17 protein-coding genes are annotated in these 16,142 nt (G+C 59.4%); 12 read left to right on the top strand and 5 right to left on the bottom strand.

Annotation, left to right across the window (positions count from 1 at the left end; translation table 11 throughout):
- Window positions 1–4 precede the first annotated feature (4 nt).
- A complete protein-coding gene (phoR, locus tag CAF63_RS15030) occupies window positions 5–1,291 on the bottom strand; it encodes a phosphate regulon sensor histidine kinase PhoR (RefSeq protein ID WP_256574522.1) in 1,287 nt (428 codons plus the stop codon).
- A gap of 74 nt (window positions 1,292–1,365) precedes the next feature.
- The gene (gene phoB, locus CAF63_RS15025; protein WP_003229608.1) at window positions 1,366–2,055 is read right to left on the bottom strand and encodes a phosphate regulon transcriptional regulator PhoB; all 690 of its coding nucleotides are present in this window, start codon (window positions 2,053–2,055) and stop codon (window positions 1,366–1,368) included.
- 151 nt (window positions 2,056–2,206) lie between these two features.
- Between phoB and CAF63_RS15020 the strand changes: the two genes are divergently transcribed.
- Window positions 2,207–2,590 carry a hypothetical protein gene (locus CAF63_RS15020; RefSeq protein WP_085685981.1) on the top strand — a complete coding sequence of 128 codons (384 nt, stop codon included), beginning with the start codon at window positions 2,207–2,209 and terminating at the stop codon, window positions 2,588–2,590.
- A gap of 127 nt (window positions 2,591–2,717) precedes the next feature.
- On the opposite strand, the gene ubiA is transcribed toward CAF63_RS15020, so the two are convergent.
- Together ubiA and CAF63_RS15010 are read right to left on the bottom strand one after the other, a co-directional pair.
- On the bottom strand, window positions 2,718–3,608 hold the full coding sequence (gene ubiA, locus CAF63_RS15015) for a 4-hydroxybenzoate octaprenyltransferase (protein ID WP_085685979.1): 891 nt from the start codon (window positions 3,606–3,608) through the stop codon (window positions 2,718–2,720).
- Complete coding sequence (locus CAF63_RS15010; protein ID WP_085685977.1) at window positions 3,608–4,159, bottom strand: chorismate lyase; 552 nt, start codon at window positions 4,157–4,159, stop codon at window positions 3,608–3,610. The genes ubiA and CAF63_RS15010 overlap by 1 nt, the downstream gene beginning before the upstream one ends.
- Window positions 4,160–4,358: 199 nt before the next feature.
- Between CAF63_RS15010 and CAF63_RS15005 the strand changes: the two genes are divergently transcribed.
- From CAF63_RS15005 to CAF63_RS14995, 3 genes are all read left to right on the top strand, one after another.
- Window positions 4,359–4,526 (top strand): rubredoxin, encoded by a 168-nt coding sequence (locus CAF63_RS15005; protein WP_007954349.1) that lies wholly within the window; start codon window positions 4,359–4,361, stop codon window positions 4,524–4,526.
- Window positions 4,527–4,547: 21 nt separating this feature from the next.
- Window positions 4,548–5,696, top strand: a complete 1,149-nt coding sequence (locus tag CAF63_RS15000) for an NAD(P)/FAD-dependent oxidoreductase (RefSeq protein WP_085685975.1) — start codon at window positions 4,548–4,550, stop codon at window positions 5,694–5,696.
- Window positions 5,697–5,886: 190 nt separating this feature from the next.
- Window positions 5,887–6,162 carry an HU family DNA-binding protein gene (locus tag CAF63_RS14995; RefSeq protein ID WP_003213368.1) on the top strand — a complete coding sequence of 92 codons (276 nt, stop codon included), beginning with the start codon at window positions 5,887–5,889 and terminating at the stop codon, window positions 6,160–6,162.
- Between the two features lie 87 nt (window positions 6,163–6,249).
- Here the strand turns inward: CAF63_RS14995 and CAF63_RS14990 are convergent, their stop codons facing one another.
- Complete coding sequence (locus tag CAF63_RS14990) at window positions 6,250–6,603, bottom strand: hypothetical protein (protein WP_085685973.1); 354 nt, start codon at window positions 6,601–6,603, stop codon at window positions 6,250–6,252.
- 1,090 nt (window positions 6,604–7,693) lie between these two features.
- On the opposite strand from CAF63_RS14990, the gene tssA reads away from it, so the two are divergent.
- The 8 genes from tssA to tssG all read left to right on the top strand — a co-directional run bounded on the left by tssA (window position 7,694) and on the right by tssG (window position 16,137).
- Window positions 7,694–9,256 carry a type VI secretion system protein TssA gene (gene tssA, locus CAF63_RS14985; protein WP_085685970.1) on the top strand — a complete coding sequence of 521 codons (1,563 nt, stop codon included), beginning with the start codon at window positions 7,694–7,696 and terminating at the stop codon, window positions 9,254–9,256.
- A gap of 32 nt (window positions 9,257–9,288) precedes the next feature.
- Window positions 9,289–9,792: a type VI secretion system contractile sheath small subunit gene (tssB, locus tag CAF63_RS14980; RefSeq protein ID WP_003229587.1), complete on the top strand. Its 504-nt coding sequence runs from the start codon at window positions 9,289–9,291 to the stop codon at window positions 9,790–9,792.
- Between the two features lie 28 nt (window positions 9,793–9,820).
- On the top strand, window positions 9,821–11,296 hold the full coding sequence (gene tssC, locus CAF63_RS14975) for a type VI secretion system contractile sheath large subunit (protein ID WP_085685967.1): 1,476 nt from the start codon (window positions 9,821–9,823) through the stop codon (window positions 11,294–11,296).
- 9 nt (window positions 11,297–11,305) lie between these two features.
- A complete protein-coding gene (tssE, locus tag CAF63_RS14970; protein ID WP_085685965.1) occupies window positions 11,306–11,713 on the top strand; it encodes a type VI secretion system baseplate subunit TssE in 408 nt (135 codons plus the stop codon).
- A gap of 11 nt (window positions 11,714–11,724) precedes the next feature.
- Entirely contained in the window at window positions 11,725–12,237 is a 513-nt protein-coding gene (locus CAF63_RS14965; protein ID WP_085685963.1) for a PAAR domain-containing protein, read from the top strand.
- Window positions 12,234–13,037, top strand: a complete 804-nt coding sequence (locus CAF63_RS14960; protein WP_085685961.1) for a hypothetical protein — start codon at window positions 12,234–12,236, stop codon at window positions 13,035–13,037. Before CAF63_RS14965 ends, CAF63_RS14960 begins: the two co-directional genes overlap by 4 nt.
- A gap of 341 nt (window positions 13,038–13,378) precedes the next feature.
- Entirely contained in the window at window positions 13,379–15,166 is a 1,788-nt protein-coding gene (tssF, locus tag CAF63_RS14950) for a type VI secretion system baseplate subunit TssF (RefSeq protein WP_085685957.1), read from the top strand.
- Window positions 15,130–16,137: a type VI secretion system baseplate subunit TssG gene (gene tssG / locus CAF63_RS14945; protein ID WP_085685955.1), complete on the top strand. Its 1,008-nt coding sequence runs from the start codon at window positions 15,130–15,132 to the stop codon at window positions 16,135–16,137. Before tssF ends, tssG begins: the two co-directional genes overlap by 37 nt.
- Window positions 16,138–16,142 lie beyond the last annotated feature (5 nt).

The following is a 16,142-nucleotide window of genomic DNA, read 5'->3' as shown; positions in this document are numbered from 1 at the left end:
GGCATTACTCAGCGGCGCTGATGACCCGTGCCTGAGCGATCTGGGCCGGAGCGAAATGGCAGGTAAACGTGCTGCCGTGACCGGGCACGCTGCTGATCTCCATCCGTGCGCGATGGCGCAGCAGCACGTGTTTGACGATGGCCAGACCCAGGCCCGTGCCGCCGGTGTTGGAGTTGCGGCTGGAGTCGACGCGGTAGAAGCGTTCGGTCAGGCGCGGCAGGTGTTTGCTGTCGATGCCGATCCCGGAATCCTGCACGCTCAGGTGCGCGCCCTGATCGTCGCCCCACCAGCGGATGCGAATGTTGCCCTCAGCCGGGGTGTATTTGACGGCGTTGAACACCAGGTTGGAAAACGCACTGCGCAGTTCCGCCTCGCTGCCCTTGAGCAGAATGGTGGTGTCGGCTTCCAGGGTGATGCGCTGATTCTTCGAGCCGGACAACTGCTGCGCGTCGCTCTTGATCGACTGCAGCAGGGTGTCGATGTGCACCGGCTGGTTGTCCGACGGGTAATCGGTGGCTTCCAGCTTGGCCAGCAACAGCAAGTCGTTGAGCAGGGTCTGCATGCGTCCGCCCTGTTGCTGCATCTGCTGCAGGGCACGGCTCCAGCGCGGGTTCACTTCCTCGACGTTGTCGAGCAGGGTTTCCAGGTAGCCGCAGATCACCGTCAGCGGGGTGCGCAGCTCGTGGGAAACGTTGGCGATGAAGTCTTTGCGCATCTGTTCCAGCTGATGGATGCGCGTAACGTCGCGCACCAGCATCAAGTGTTCGTTGTTGCCGTAGCGCGTGAGGTACAGCTGGATGCGTACGCGATCGTTGGTCGGCGAGGGGATTTCCAGCGGTTCGGCGTAGCTTTCCTGCTCGAAGTATTCCTTGAAGCGTGGATGGCGGACCAGGTTGGTCACCGGTTGGCCGCTGTCCTGTGGAGTCTTGAGGCCGAGCAGGGTTTCGGCGGCACGGTTCCACCATTCCAGGTTGCCGTCGCTGTCGAGCATGATCACCGCGTCTTTCAGCGCGGCGGTGGACTCCTGAACGCGGTCAATCACCGCTTGCAGGCGTCCGCGGACCCGTTGGTCGCGGCGTTGCAGGTGGTAGATGCTGTCGAAGACCTCGCCCCACAGGCCGTAGCCATCGGGCGGTGCTTCATCGGGTTGGTGCAGGCGCAGCCATTCGTGCAGACGCAGCAGTTGCTTGAGCGTCCAGGCCAGGTACAGGCCCAGTCCCGCCGCCAGACTCCAGCCGTAGTTGCCGGTGATCAGGCCGATCACCAGGCAGCCGGTGACCAGCAACAGCATGTGGCGAATCAGGGTGCCATGCCAGTTTTGGTTCACGGAAAATGCGGTCCTTGTCTACGGGGCTGGCGCTCGGCTCAGGCTTTGGTGGAGAACCGGTAGCCGGTGCCGCGCACGGTTTGTACCAGATTTTCGTAGGCGTCGCCGAGGGCCTTGCGCAGGCGCCGGATGTGCACGTCGACAGTGCGCTCTTCAACATAGACGTTGCCGCCCCAGACCTGGTCCAGCAACTGGCCGCGGGTGTAGGCGCGTTCCTGATGGGTCATGAAGAATTGCAGCAGTCGGTATTCGGTCGGGCCCATCTCGGCCGGACGGCCGTCGATGGTCACGCGGTGGCTGATCGGGTCGAGCAGCAGGCCGCCGACTTCGATCGGCGCTTCGCCGTCGGTCGGGCCGGCGCGGCGCAGCACGGCCTTCAGGCGCGCCACCAGTTCGCGTGGGGAAAACGGTTTGGTGATGTAGTCGTCGGCGCCGACTTCCAGACCCTGGATCTTGTTGTCCTCTTCGCCCTTGGCGGTGAGCATGATGATCGGGATGTCCCCGGTCAGCTCGTCACGCTTGAGGCGGCGGGCCAGCTCGATGCCGGAGGTGCCGGGCAGCATCCAGTCGAGCAGGATCAGGTCCGGTTTACGGTCGACGATGATGGCGTGGGCCTGCTGCGAGTTCTCTGCCTCGAGGCAGTCATAGCCGGCCATTTCCAACGCAACGGCGATCATTTCGCGAATGGGCGCTTCGTCGTCGACGATCAGAATGCTCCTGCCAACCATGCCTTAATCCTCTTGTCATTTAACTGTCTTGCGCCGCATTAGATAACGGAATTATTGCAGTCGTGTGACAGTATTTTAGTCCGGCGGCGATTGTGCGAATCCTGAACTAAGCTCTAAGTCCGAATCCTGACAACCACAAGAGAAGGTTTCCATGACTCAAATGACTGCTTCCCTTAAAGCTCTGTTGATGGCTGCTGCCCTGACTCTGCCTGGACTGGCGATGGCGGCCGAGCCGGCCATGATGAAAGACGGAATGATGGTCGACCACAAGGGCATGACGCTCTACACGTTCGACAAGGACAGTGGCGGCAAGTCGATGTGCAACGGCGATTGCGCCAAGAACTGGCCGCCGATGATGGCTCCCGCAGGCGCCAAGGCCGAAGGCAAATGGACGGTGATCAAGCGCGATGACGGCATGATGCAGTACGCCTACGACGGCAAGCCGCTGTATACGTTCGTGAAGGATGAGAAGCCCGGAGAAATGAAGGGCGATGGCATGAAGGACGTTTGGCACGTGGTGCACGAGCACAAATAAACGCAACTCCCCTGTGGGAGCGGGCTTGCTCGCGAAGGCGTCTTTTCAGTCAGCCTATGTGGCAACTGACCCAACGCTTTCGTCGGATCGCCGCCCGGAGCGGGCTTGCTCCCACAGGTTCTGTGGATCAGCGCAACGCGTAATCCAGCACGATCCCGACGAAAATCGCCAGCCCGGCCCAGTGGTTGTGCAGGAACGCCTTGAAGCAACGCATCCGGTCCCGGTCACGGGTGTACCAGAACTCCCAGGCGTAGCACCCGGCCGCCACCAGCAGACCGAGGTGGAACCACATCCCCAGCTCGAACTTCGACCCGGCCAGTAGCAGGCAGCCCAGCGACAGCGCCTGCAAGGTCAGGATAATTACCCGGTCCGCTTCGCCGAACAGGATCGCCGTGGATTTCACGCCGATCTTCAGGTCATCGTCGCGGTCGGTCATCGCGTAATAGGTGTCGTAGCCCACCGTCCACAGCAGGTTGGCGATCCACAGCAGCCAGGCGGTCGCCGGCAGCTCACCGGTCTCGGCAGTGAACGCCATCGGCATCCCCCAGGAGAACGCCGCGCCCAGCACCACCTGCGGGTAATAGGTGTAGCGCTTCATGAACGGATAAGTGAACGCCAACGCCAGACCACCCAGCGACAGCCAGATTGTCGCGGCGTTGGTGCACAGCACCAGCAGGAAACTCACGCCCATCAGCAGCGCGAAGAACACCAGCGCCTCTTTCGAACTGATCCTGCCGGCAGCGATAGGCCGCTGCGCAGTACGTTTGACGTGGCCGTCGACCTTGCGGTCGGCCCAGTCGTTGATCACGCAGCCACCGGCGCGGGTCAATACCACGCCGAGGACGAAAATCACGATATTGGCCAGGGATGGCGAGCCTTTACCGGCAATCCACAGCGCCCAGAGCGTCGGCCACAGCAGCAGATAAATGCCGATCGGCTTGTCCATCCGGGTCAGCTGGATGAAGTCCCAGGCGCGCGGGTTCAAGCGATTCAGGGATTTGAGCAGGCTTTGATACATCAGCAGTTCTCCGGACGGGCGCGGACGGCTTCCCACAGCGTAGGCAGGAATATCTCCGCCACCAGTACGCTCAATGCCCCACGGTCGAAACGCGAGCGTCGCCCCCACAGGCCGGCAGCCCGGGAACCTTCAGGCAGCCAGTGTTCGGGGTAATGGCAGACTTCGATGGCGCGGCGCTGGAAGGCGTGATCGCAGAACAGCAGTTCGCCCAGCGAGCGGCTGCCCAGTTCATCCATGTGCAAGCCGTCACCCTGCAATGCGCTGCGCGACGCCACGCTGCGGGCGAACACCCAGGCCTCGCCATGCCCGCGCAGATACACCTCGCGCACCCAGCCCTCGCTGCCTTCGGCCAGGTCCAGCGCCGCGCATTCGTCGTCGCGCAGGGTTTGCCAGCCTTCGAACAGCGGCGTCACGCTGAAGCCGTCATCGGACAGGCGCGTCAGCCGGCGGGTCAGGGAGCCTTCGTCGAACAGCCAGTCGAGCGTGGATGTGTCGGGGAGGGGTGTCAGTTCGCTTTGCGGGCGCCACAGCGGAGCGTTTGTGTGTTGCACAATGAGTCATTATTGGCAGCAAATGAGGCGGCGAGCTTACCATGGCGAGCCGCGAGTTTGATTGATCCGGGTCGCCGCTGCGCCGAACAGGCTTGCATCTGCCCGGCCCGATCAGTACAAAACGCCCTGAGCCGGACGGCAGCGCTGCACCATCGACCGTCCGCGCCGGCTAAAGCCTGAACCCTGAGGAAGTACCTGAATGAAAAAGTGGCAATGTGTGGTCTGCGGCCTGATCTATAACGAAGCCGACGGCTGGCCGGATGACGGTATTGCGCCGGGCACCCTGTGGCAGGACGTGCCGGAAGACTGGCTGTGCCCGGACTGCGGCGTCGGCAAGATGGACTTCGAAATGATCGAAATCAACTGAGAACACACTGAGGAGTAGGGCATGAGCGCACCTGTCGTAATCGTTGGCACCGGGCTTGCGGGTTACAACCTGGCCCGCGAGTTTCGCAAACTCGATGGCGAAACCCCGTTGCTGCTGATTACTGCCGATGACGGTCGTTCCTACTCCAAGCCGATGCTGTCCACCGGCTTCGGCAAGAACAAGGACGCCGACGGCCTGAGCATGGCCGAGCCGGGCGCCATGGCCGAGCAGTTGAAGGCCGAGATCCGCACTCACACCCGCATCAGCGGCATCGATCCAGGCCACAAGCGGTTGTGGATCGGTGAGGAAGCGGTGAGCTATCGTGACCTGATCCTCGCCTGGGGCGCCGAAACCGTGCGCGTGCCGATCGATGGCGATGGCGGGGATCTGGTGTTCCCGATCAACGATCTCGAAGACTACGCGCGCTTTCGCGCCGCAGCGGCCGGCAAACGTCGAGTGCTGCTGCTCGGCGCCGGGCTGATCGGCTGCGAGTTCGCCAATGACCTGATCCTTGGTGGCTATGAGGTGCAACTGGTTGCACCGTGCGAACAGGTGATGCCGACCCTGCTGCATCCGGCGGCCGCTGCCGCGGTACAGGCCGGGCTGGAAAGCCTCGGTGCACGTTTCCACCTCGGCCCGGTGCTGACCCGTCTGCAAAAAGTCGCTGATGGGCTGGAAGCGCACCTGTCCGACGGCCAGGTTGTCCCGTGCGATGTGGTGGTCTCGGCCATCGGCCTGCGTCCACGGATCGATCTGGCGGCGGCCGCCGGTATCCAGACCAATCGCGGCGTGGTGGTCGACCGTCATTTGCAGACCTCTCACGCCAATATTTACGCCCTGGGCGACTGCGCCGAGGTCGACGGGCTGAATCTTCTGTACGTCATGCCCCTCATGAGTTGTGCGCGAGCGCTGGCACAGACTCTGGCCGGCAACCCAACCGTGGTGAACTACGGGCCGATGCCGATCACCGTGAAAACGCCGGTTTGCCCGCTGGTGGTTTCGCCGCCACCACGGGGCCGCGAGGGTGTCTGGACGGTCGAAGGGCAGGGCGCCGACATTAAAGTGCTGTGCCACGACGCCGAAGGGCAATTGCTCGGTTATGCCCTGACCGGTGCGGCGGTGATGGAAAAACTCGCGCTGAACAGACAGCTTCCGGCCTTGCTGGCGTAAATACCGGTCGTTCTGTCGGAATCACCCCGCTTTTGCCCCCACAAAGGTCGCGTGGAGACTGGCGCCGCCCTTAACCGCGTGCCATCCTCACTCCCGTCTGCCGCAGAGTAGAGCCTGCGGCGCCTTGGGCGCTGTTCCAACGAGAACAGCACGGACATAACAACAAAAAACCGTCAAAGGGGCTTCACTAATGCGTAAACCAGAACTCGCCGCTGCAATCGCTGAAAAAGCGGATCTGACCAAAGAGCAGGCCAACCGCGTTCTCAACGCCGTTCTCGAAGAAATCACCGGCGCCCTGCACCGCAAGGACAGCGTCACGCTGGTGGGCTTCGGCACCTTCCTGCAACGCCACCGCGGTGCCCGCACCGGCAAAAACCCGCAAACCGGTGAACCGGTGAAGATCAAGGCCAGCAACACCGTTGCGTTCAAGCCAGGCAAATCATTGAAAGACAGCGTCAATCCATAATCGCGGCGAACGCCCGGTCAGCCGGGCACGCTGCATGAAAAATGGGCATACCGATTGCGGTCGGATGCCCATTTTTTTGTGCCTGGATTATTTCCGAAAACAGGTTTTGCCGTTGCCGAAATCCACTGCCAGGCAATTGGGCTCGATGGTGAGTTGCAGATCCTCAAACAAAGCGGATAAATCGTTGCTGGAAGAGGGTTTGGTTTCGCTTTTCAGCGTCAATGTGCCGTTGTCGACATGCCAGGTACCTTTGGCAAAGCCGTCAGCGCTGCCATACGCCACGCCTGCGTCAAAGGTTCCGTCCGTGCGCAGCAGCAGTTCCGCGCCCATTTCCATGGCGCCATGCAGATAATAATGGCCATCCAGCGGCGGGGTATCCGCAGACGCCTGGATATTAGGCAACAACAGCAGTGCCGTGAGAAACAGTGGTTTCAATTCCATGAGTTATTGCTCCTGATCGGCTTCCGAAGGGGGTGCCGAATTTTCGATGCGGGTTTTGGACTCAGACGAAAGAGTTAACGCGTAACGTCCCCCGTTTTTCCCTTGATACCGCCCCGCTTGACGACACTCCTCTCAGCCCGGGCAATCTTGACTGATTTGAGCCAGGCACCCCCAACCGGACCTTGGCAATGCCGTCGTGCGCCAAGCCAATATCTGTGTGCTCGCGGTAGTCCGTTATACCTTTGCCATCCAGTCTGCAGAAGGATGAAGGGGACTTAATAGTGTCGGTATCCTCAAGCGCCAGTACCTTGCAGTTGTTGTAAGCAGCAGGGAGCGGCAGCGTGAGGCACGCAGAACTGACAGCTTCAGACATGCGCTTGTCCCTGAGCCGGAAGGGGAAAGCGGCGTGATGTCGTGACCCTCCCTGGTCAGTGCACGCAAACATTGGCCGGCACGCCAACAAGGTATTTAACGGATTTGTGTCGGAAGAACCTCTTGATTAAGTCAGAGCGTCCCGTGTTTTAAAACAGCATGGAAAACGCGGGAAATGGCTGTGGGGATGAGACGCGGAGTGATTAATCCATTGCGCAAGAAATTCTGTCTTCCCGGGACTGTAATTCAGTTAATTTCCTAATGGCCATCACTTTGATGGCACTTTCGTTGTTTTCAAATGTCGTCAATCATTTGTTAATAGATACCGGTGTATTTTCAGAAGCGTCCTACTTCAAATTTTTTCCGGTTTTGTCATGCTTTCTCCGCTTACTTGTGGAACGGTCGTGCAAATGCCCCTTGGCGGGATAGACCAGCCGCTCTGGAGCAATGGTTTCGGAAGGAGTAGGCAAAAATTTGAAATATAAGCGGATATCAGGGAAACCCCTGACACATATAGGGCGATCTCCTACAGCGCCCAATGAACACTTCGTCTTGTTGTTTAATCAGATGCTTGCTAGTGGCCATCATAGTGATTACGATGCGCCCACTTGTAAGAGCACATACTCAATTGGATGAGTCTTCTCACTGCTCTTCGATACTGTCCCGCGCCGCTGCAACTCCAATAGGCGCACGACCGTAATCCAAATAAAGGCCATGGATGTCCTACTCAAGCAAACTTTCCGCCCATTACCTCGAGCTCGCTAAAGTCTCTGTTTCCAAAGAGAATTTTGCGGGCGAAGACGTTCGTTTCTCGAGCGAATTCGAGGCTCTGGAAAGCGAGCTGGCCAAAGCCTCGTCGATGCACGAAAGCGGGCAGATCGACTGGCTGAAAATTCGCGAAAACAGCGAAAACCTTCTGCGTACCCAATCCAAGGATTTGCGTGTCGGCGCCTGGCTGACCTGGTCCCTTTACCAGCGTGAATCCTTCCCCGGCCTCCTTGCCGGCCTCGGTTTGCTGCACCACTTGTCGGAAAACAACTGGGCCGAGATTCACCCGCTTAAACCCCGCACCCGAGCCGCCGCCATTGGCTGGCTGGTGCCGCGTCTGGAGCAGGTGATCACAGAGAACATCGCGATCAAGGAACAGCTGCCGATGTTCCGGCAGTTATCGGAGCATCTGTCCGGTCTCGACGCCGCCTGCACCGAGCATCTGGGCGATGATGCGCCGCTGCTGCTGCCGCTTTCCCGCCGCCTGAAAACCATGATCCAGCGCGCTGCCGACAACCAGCCGGCTCCCGGCGTGGTGGGCGCGGCGGTGGCACAGGTCAAACAGGCCGCCAGCCAGTTGCTGGCGCCTGGCGCGCCGATCGACAACGAGAAAGAAGCCCACAAGGCCCTGCGCGCCCAGCAGGAAAGCGCCCGCCCGTTGTGCGCCTGGTGGCTCAAGCAGAAAGCCACCGATCTGCGCGCCCTGCGCCTCAACCGCACCTTGCTGTGGATGACGATCGACGCGGTGCCCGAGCGCAATGCCGAGCAGATTACCGTGCTGCGCGGGTTGCCGGTCGACAAGCTCAAGCAGTATCAGGACCGTTTCGATCAGGGCAAATACGCCGACCTGCTGGTGGAACTGGAGGCGAGCCTGGCGAAGGCGCCGTTCTGGTTCGATGGCCAGCGAATGGTCTGGGAATGTCTCCAGAACCTCAACGCCGAGCTGGCCATGCGCGAAGTGGAAATCCACTTCGCGCTTTTGATTCAGCGCCTGCCCGGCATCATCGAGCTGCGTTTCCATGACGGCGCGCCGTTCGCCGATCCGTCCACCCGGGCGTGGATCGCCGGCAACGTCATGCCGCACCTGCAAAGCGCCAGCGCGCCGCGCAAGGTCGAGGCCGAGAGCGTCGAAACCCAGCCCGCCTGGGAAAAGGCCCTCGAAGAAGTCCAGCCGATCCTGCGCAAGGAAGGCCTCAAGCCAGCGGTGCAGATCCTCAAGCAGGGCCTGCAATCGGCTCACGGCGGCCGCGAACGCTTCTTCTGGCAGTTCGCCCTCGCGCGGCTGTGCTTCCTGGCCAAGAAATACGAACTCGCCAAGAACCAGCTCGAAACCCTCGATCAGACATTACAGGACTCAGGTCTGCACGCCTGGGAGCCCGATCTTGCATTGGAAGTGCTGCACCTGCTGCACAGTTGCTGCGAGTTGTTACCGCAGAACCATGCCGTACGTGAACGCAAGGAAGAGATTTATCGCAGGCTGTGCCACCTCGATCTCGAAGTGGTACTCGAATAGGCCCCAGGGCCACAACCGCAAGGAGAAAAGCCATGGCCAAAGAAGGCTCGGTAGCCCCCAAGGAACGCATCAACGTCACCTTCAAACCCGCCACCGGCGGTGCTCAGGAAGAGATTGAACTGCCGCTGAAGCTGCTGGCAATCGGTGACTACACCCACCGCAAGGACGATCGCAAGATCGAAGATCGCAAGCCGATCAGCATCGACAAGATGACCTTCGACGAAGTGCTGGCCAAGCAAGAGCTGGGTCTGACGCTGAGCGTGCCGAACCGTCTGCAGGAAGATGGCGAGGCCGACGAGCTGGCTGTGCAACTGCGCGTCAACTCCATGAAGGACTTCAATCCGGCCAGCCTGGTCGAGCAAGTGCCTGAGCTGAAAAAACTGATGGAACTGCGCGATGCGCTGGTGGCCCTCAAAGGCCCGCTGGGTAACGCACCTGCGTTCCGTAAAGCCATCGAAGGCGTGCTCGCCGACGATGAATCCCGCGGTCGCGTACTCGGTGAGCTGGGCCTGAACGCCGCAGCCCCGGACGCTTGAGACTCCAGCAGCCAAGGAAGCCAACACAATGAGCACTAGCGCAGCACAACAGAACGCCGCAGAAAACGGCGAGTACAGCATCCTCGACAGCATCATCGCCGAAACCCGCCTGACGCCGGACGACGAAGCCTACGACATCGCCAAGCGCGGTGTGTCGGCGTTCATCGAAGAGCTGCTCAAGCCGCAGAACAACGGTGAGCCGGTCAAGAAAGCCATGGTTGACCGCATGATCGCCGAGATCGATGCCAAGCTCAGCCGTCAGATGGACGAAATCCTGCACCACCCGGACTTCCAGGCGCTGGAATCTTCGTGGCGTGGCCTGCAACTGCTGGTCGACCGCACCAACTTCCGCGAAAACATCAAGATCGAAATCCTCAACGTCTCCAAGGACGACCTGCTGGACGACTTCGAAGATTCGCCGGAAGTGATGCAGTCGGGCCTGTACAAGCACATCTACACCGCTGAATACGGCCAGTTCGGTGGTCAGCCGGTTGGCGCGATCATCGCCAACTACTACCTGTCCCCAAGCTCGCCGGACGTGAAACTGATGCAGTACGTGTCCAGCGTAGCCTGCATGTCCCACGCGCCGTTCATCGCCGCCGCCGGCCCGAAATTCTTCGGCCTGGAAAGCTTCACCGGTCTGCCGGACCTGAAGGATCTGAAAGATCACTTCGAAGGCCCGCAATTCGCCAAATGGCAGAGCTTCCGTACCTCGGAAGACTCCCGCTACGTTGGCCTGACCGTGCCGCGTTTCCTGCTGCGTAACCCGTACGACCCGGAAGAAAACCCGGTCAAATCGTTCGTGTACAAGGAAAACGTTGCCAACAGCCACGAGCACTACCTGTGGGGCAACACCGCTTACGCGTTCGGCACCAAGCTGACCGACAGCTTCGCCAAGTTCCGCTGGTGCCCGAACATCATCGGCCCACAGAGCGGCGGCGCGGTTGAAGACCTGCCTCTGCACCACTTCGAAAGCATGGGCGAAATCGAAACCAAGATTCCTACCGAAGTTCTGGTTTCCGACCGTCGTGAATACGAACTGGCCGAGGAAGGCTTCATCTCCCTGACCATGCGTAAAGGCTCCGACAACGCGGCGTTCTTCTCCGCAAGCTCGGTGCAGAAGCCGAAGTTCTTCGGCATCAGCGCAGAAGGCAAGGCTGCAGAGCTGAACTACAAGCTCGGCACCCAACTGCCGTACATGATGATCGTCAACCGCCTGGCTCACTACCTCAAAGTGCTGCAGCGCGAGCAGCTCGGTTCGTGGAAAGAACGTACCGACCTCGAGCTGGAACTGAACAAGTGGATCCGCCAGTACGTGGCCGACCAGGAAAACCCGAGCGCCGAAGTACGTGGCCGTCGTCCGCTGCGCGCTGCGCAAGTGATCGTCAGCGACGTTGAAGGCGAGCCGGGCTGGTACCGCGTCAGCCTGAACGTGCGCCCGCACTTCAAGTACATGGGTGCCGATTTCACCCTGTCGCTGGTTGGCAAGCTGGACAAAGAGTAAGAGCGACTCATGGACGGATACGGCAGCCTTTTCGAGCGCCTCAACGGCGACGCGGAACAGCGCAAGGGCAAGAGCCTCGAGGCTTCGGCCATGGCGTCGGTGGCTGCCCATCTGGCCAAAATGCTCAGCACCCGGGCCGGCAGCGTGCAAACGCTGTCCGACTACGGGTTGCCCGATCTCAATGACATGCGCCTGAGCCTGCACGACTCCCTGAGTCAGGCCCGCCTGGCCATCGAAAGCTTCATCGAAGCCTACGAACCGCGCCTGAGCAACGTGCGTGTCATTTCCCTGCCGCGTGACCACGACCAGCTTCGCCTGGCCTTCAGCATCGAAGGCCTGCTGGAAGTCGAGGGTTTCAAGCGTCAGGTCAGTTTCGCCGCGCGCCTGGATGGCAGCGGTCAAGTGAAGGTCACCTAAGGAGAACCCCGATGTCTGGCAAACCCGCAGCACGTGTGTCCGACCCCACCGCTTGCCCGCTCCCCGGCCACGGCACCAACCCGATCGCCGCCGGTTCGGGGGACGTGTTCTTCGACGGCCTCCCGGCCGCTCGCCAGGGCGATGCCTCGGCGTGTGGTGGTGCGTTGGTCGGCGATCTGGCGACGACGGTTCTGATCAATGGCAAGCCGGCTGCCACCGTTGGTTCGGTTGGTTCTCATGGCAACAAGGTCACTGCGGGCTCCGGGACGGTAATCATCGGGAATTCGCATACGCCTGCACCATTTGTTCCACCGGAACCATTAATGCTTTTCTCTCACACGCAGCATGTAGTGATGGAAGATCAGGATGGAAATCCTCTTCAAGATATTCCCTATCAAATTACGACAGCTAAAGGGAAAGTTATTACAGGGCAGAGCGATGCAATGGGTAGAACCCAGTTGGTCGGAGGGGAGGCAGGAGAAACTTTCGACTTTCATGCGGCTATTGACGGGGCAGTGGTATGAGTGCAGAAGTGTTGTCGACGTTAATGGCTCGTTCTGTAGCATTGACACCAAAGGCGGATAAAACTCCAAAAAAAGTTACGTACAAGGTTTTTTGGAAAACAACAGATTTTTGGACCGATACTCATATCGCGGACTATCACAAAGAAGCCCCTGAAATTGCAGAACGCCTGATCGTTGAGAAGTATTGGACAAAGGATGGTGATATTAAAGGGAATAAATTCACTTGTGAGGACTTTGCGCTAAGGCTGCTTTGTGAGTTTGCTTCTAAGCGAGGGTTGCCTGTTAAGCTTAAAACTGGCGTAAGAACATACCGGAACATGGAGAATTATACCGCTGCGGAGCATGATCGTTACGTCTCGCATATGTATGGGTTTTGCGAGATGGTTATGTTGACTTATGGTGCTCCAGACATGCAGCGGGTCGGCGTTAACACAACAACGATCGAGACCGCTGAAGCGCTGCTGCCTGGAGACATCCTCGCACAAGCTTTGGATCGCCCCAAAGATATAGCGCACCATATTCAAATTGCTGTAACTATCAGTGATTCAAAAATCGAAATTAGACAGGGTAACACCGGTGGTATAAGTGTTCGCCCTTTCACCACGGTTCAAAAGTGGCTGGGTTCGAATATGGCTGATCCTCAAAACTCCGGTTACGCAGGAATGCCTATTGAAAAGGGAAACTACACCAAGTCAGGTACAGGGTGGACGTATCGAAATGAGAGTACAGGGTCAGTTGCTGAAGATTTCTTGAAAAAATTCTTGTTCTATCGTTGGAATTTTTTGGAGTTTAACAAGTGACTCTTAAAGACTATTTTGCAAGCGTTGCTGATAGCGATCTATTTGGTCTTCTGGCAATTGTTTGTCTATTGGTTGCCTTCCTTGGTTGTTTTGCAAAATTTCGGCGGTCAAAGCTACACAGAGTCATGATGTATGTTTGTGTGTTGATAGTACCTGTTATCCATTTGTTGGGTACTTATTTTTTGAATCAGGCGCCAGCATGAACAAGCCTGATCTTGGCTTTAACCTAAACTGCGGCCTTGAAAGTTTAATCTGCTCGGCTATTGGTCAACTGCCATTAGTCGTAGTTGGTCACTTGCTGTGAAGAATACACTTTAAAATCACTACCAGGCAGGTAACCCGTGTCCTTTAACCACTACTACCAAAGCGAACTCACCGCACTGCGCCAACTGGGCCGCCGTTTCGCCGAGCGTAGTCCGGCGTTGGCGCCGTTCCTGGGGCAGGCCGGGCGGGATCCGGATGTGGAGCGGTTGCTGGAAGGCTTTGCGTTTCTGACCGGGCGGCTGCGCCAGAAGCTCGACGACGAGTTGCCGGAGCTCAGCCATTCCCTGATGCAGTTGCTGTGGCCGAACTACATGCGCCCGCTGCCGGCGTTCAGCATTCTGCAGTTCGATCCGCTCAAGCGTTCGGGGCCGGCGCTGAAGGTCGAGCGTGATACGCCAATTGAAAGCGTGCCGATCGAAGACGTGCGTTGCCGCTTCCGCACCTGCTACCCGACTGAAGTCATGGCCCTTGATCTTGCCGCGCTGAACTACTCGGTGAAGGGCGACGGTTCGTTGCTCAGCCTGCGCCTGGAGATGAGTGCCGACGGCCACCTCGGCGAGCTGGAACTGAGCAAGCTGCGCCTGCACTTTGCCGGCGAGCGCTACATCAGCCAGATGCTCTACCTGAGCCTGCTGCGCAACCTCGACGGCATCGAACTGATCCCCCTCGACGGCGCCGGCAAGCCCATCGATGGCGTGAGCGGCAAGCCGATGGCGTTCAAGATTCCGGGGGACCGGGTCAAGCCAGTGGGTTTTGCCGAAGAAGAAGCGTTGATCCCGTATCCGCTGAACACCTTCCGCGGCTATCGCTACCTGCAGGAATACTTCGCCTTCCAGGACAAGTTCCTGTTCGTCGATGTCCACGGCCTGGACATTCTCAAGGCGCTGCCGGAAGACACCCTCAAGCAGATGCGCGGCCTGGAATTGCGCTTCGACATCCGCAAGAGCGGGATCATGCGCATGCGTCCGACGACGGATAATGTGAAGCTGTTCTGCACGCCGATCGTCAACCTGTTCAAGCACGACGCACTGCCGATCCGCCTCGACGGCAAACAGGACGAATACCTGCTGCTGCCGGCCGAATACGATCTGGAAAACTGCGGTGTGTTCTCGGTGGAAACCGTGACCGGCTGGAAGCCCGGCGGCCTCGGATATCAGGAGTACGTGCCGTTCGAATCCTTCGAGCACGACCCGAGTTTCGACGTGCCCAACAGCCGTCCGCATTACAGCATCCGCCAGCGTTCGTCGTTGCTGCACGATGGTCTCGACACCTACCTGAGCTTCGGCATCCGCCACACCGAAGCCCACGAAACACTGTCGATCGAGCTGGTCTGCACCAACCAGAACCTGCCGCGCAAACTCAAGCTCGGGCAGATCTGCATGGCCTGCGAAGAGACCCCGGAGTTTCTGAGTTTCCGCAACATCACCCCGGCCACTTCCAGTTTCGCGCCGCCGCTGAACCGTGACTTCCTGTGGAAGCTGATCAGCAACATGTCGCTCAACTATCTGTCGCTGGCCGACGTCAACGCACTGAAGGTGATTCTCGAAACCTACGACCTGCCGCGCTACTACGACCAGCACGCGGAGAAGGTCAGCAAGCGCCTGCTCGGCGGCCTCAAGCACATCAAGCATCACCACGTGGATCGGTTGCACCGTGGTCTGCCGGTGCGCGGTTTGCGCACCGAACTGACCATCGACCCGGAAGGGTATATCGGTGAGGGCGACCTGTTCGTCTTCGCCTCGGTTCTCAACGAGTTTTTCGCGCTTTACGCCAGTCTCAATTCATTCCATGAGCTGCGGGTAAAAAGCACACAGGGAGAGGTGTACCAATGGACACCACGTATGGGCCTGCAGCCCCTGCTTTAAGCGGGCTGACGAAGGTAATACGCGAGTACTCGCTGTTTCAGGCCGTGCTGCTGGTGATCGACCGGCTGCGCGAGGCGCACCCGTACCTGAGCGAAGACGATCTGTACGACCAGCTGGAATTCCAGGCCAACCCGAGCCTCGGATTTCCGCGCAGCGATGTCGATCGCGTGGAGTTTTTCGAAGAGCACGGGCAGATGCGCGCGCGCCTGCGATTCAACCTGATCGGCCTGGTCGGTTCCGGCTCGCCGCTGCCGGCGTTCTATGGCGAACAAGCCCTGGGTGACAGCGAAGACGGCAACCCGACGCGCAACTTCCTCGACCTGTTCCACCATCGCCTGCAACGGCTGATGCTGCCGATCTGGCGCAAGTACCGCTATCGCGCGAGCTTCCAGAGCGGCGCGGTCGACCCGTTCTCGTCGCACCTGTTTGCCCTGATCGGCCTCGGCGGCGACGAGATCCGCAAGGCCAAGGAGCTGAACTGGAAACGCCTGCTGCCGTACCTCGGCCTGCTCAGTCTGCGGGCGCACTCGGCGGCGCTGATCGAAGCGGTGCTACGTTACTACTTCAAGCACGAAGAACTGGTGATCGAGCAGTGCATTGAGCGCCGCGTGGAGATTCTCGAAGAACAGCGCAACCGCCTCGGTTTTGCCAACAGCGTGCTGGGTGAAGACCTGGTGCTGGGCGAACGCGTGCGCGACCGCAGCGGCAAGTTCCGCATTCACATCACCGAACTCGACTGGGAGCGATTCCACGAATTCCTGCCCATCGGTTTCGGTTACCAGCCGCTCTGCGCGCTGGTGCGGTTCACCTTGCGTGACCCGCTCGATTACGACATTCGCCTGGTGCTGCGCCCGGAAGAAATCCGCGAACTGCGCATTGGCGAAAAGAACGACTGTCGCCTGGGGTGGACCAGTTGGCTGGGCTGCGAAAAAGCAGACGGCGTGGTGACCCTGGGCAGCAAAATTCATTAAGGACG

Source organism: Pseudomonas sp. B20(2017) (genome assembly GCF_002113125.1).
Taxonomy (GTDB): domain Bacteria; phylum Pseudomonadota; class Gammaproteobacteria; order Pseudomonadales; family Pseudomonadaceae; genus Aquipseudomonas.
This window is presented reverse-complemented; position numbering and strand designations above follow the sequence as displayed.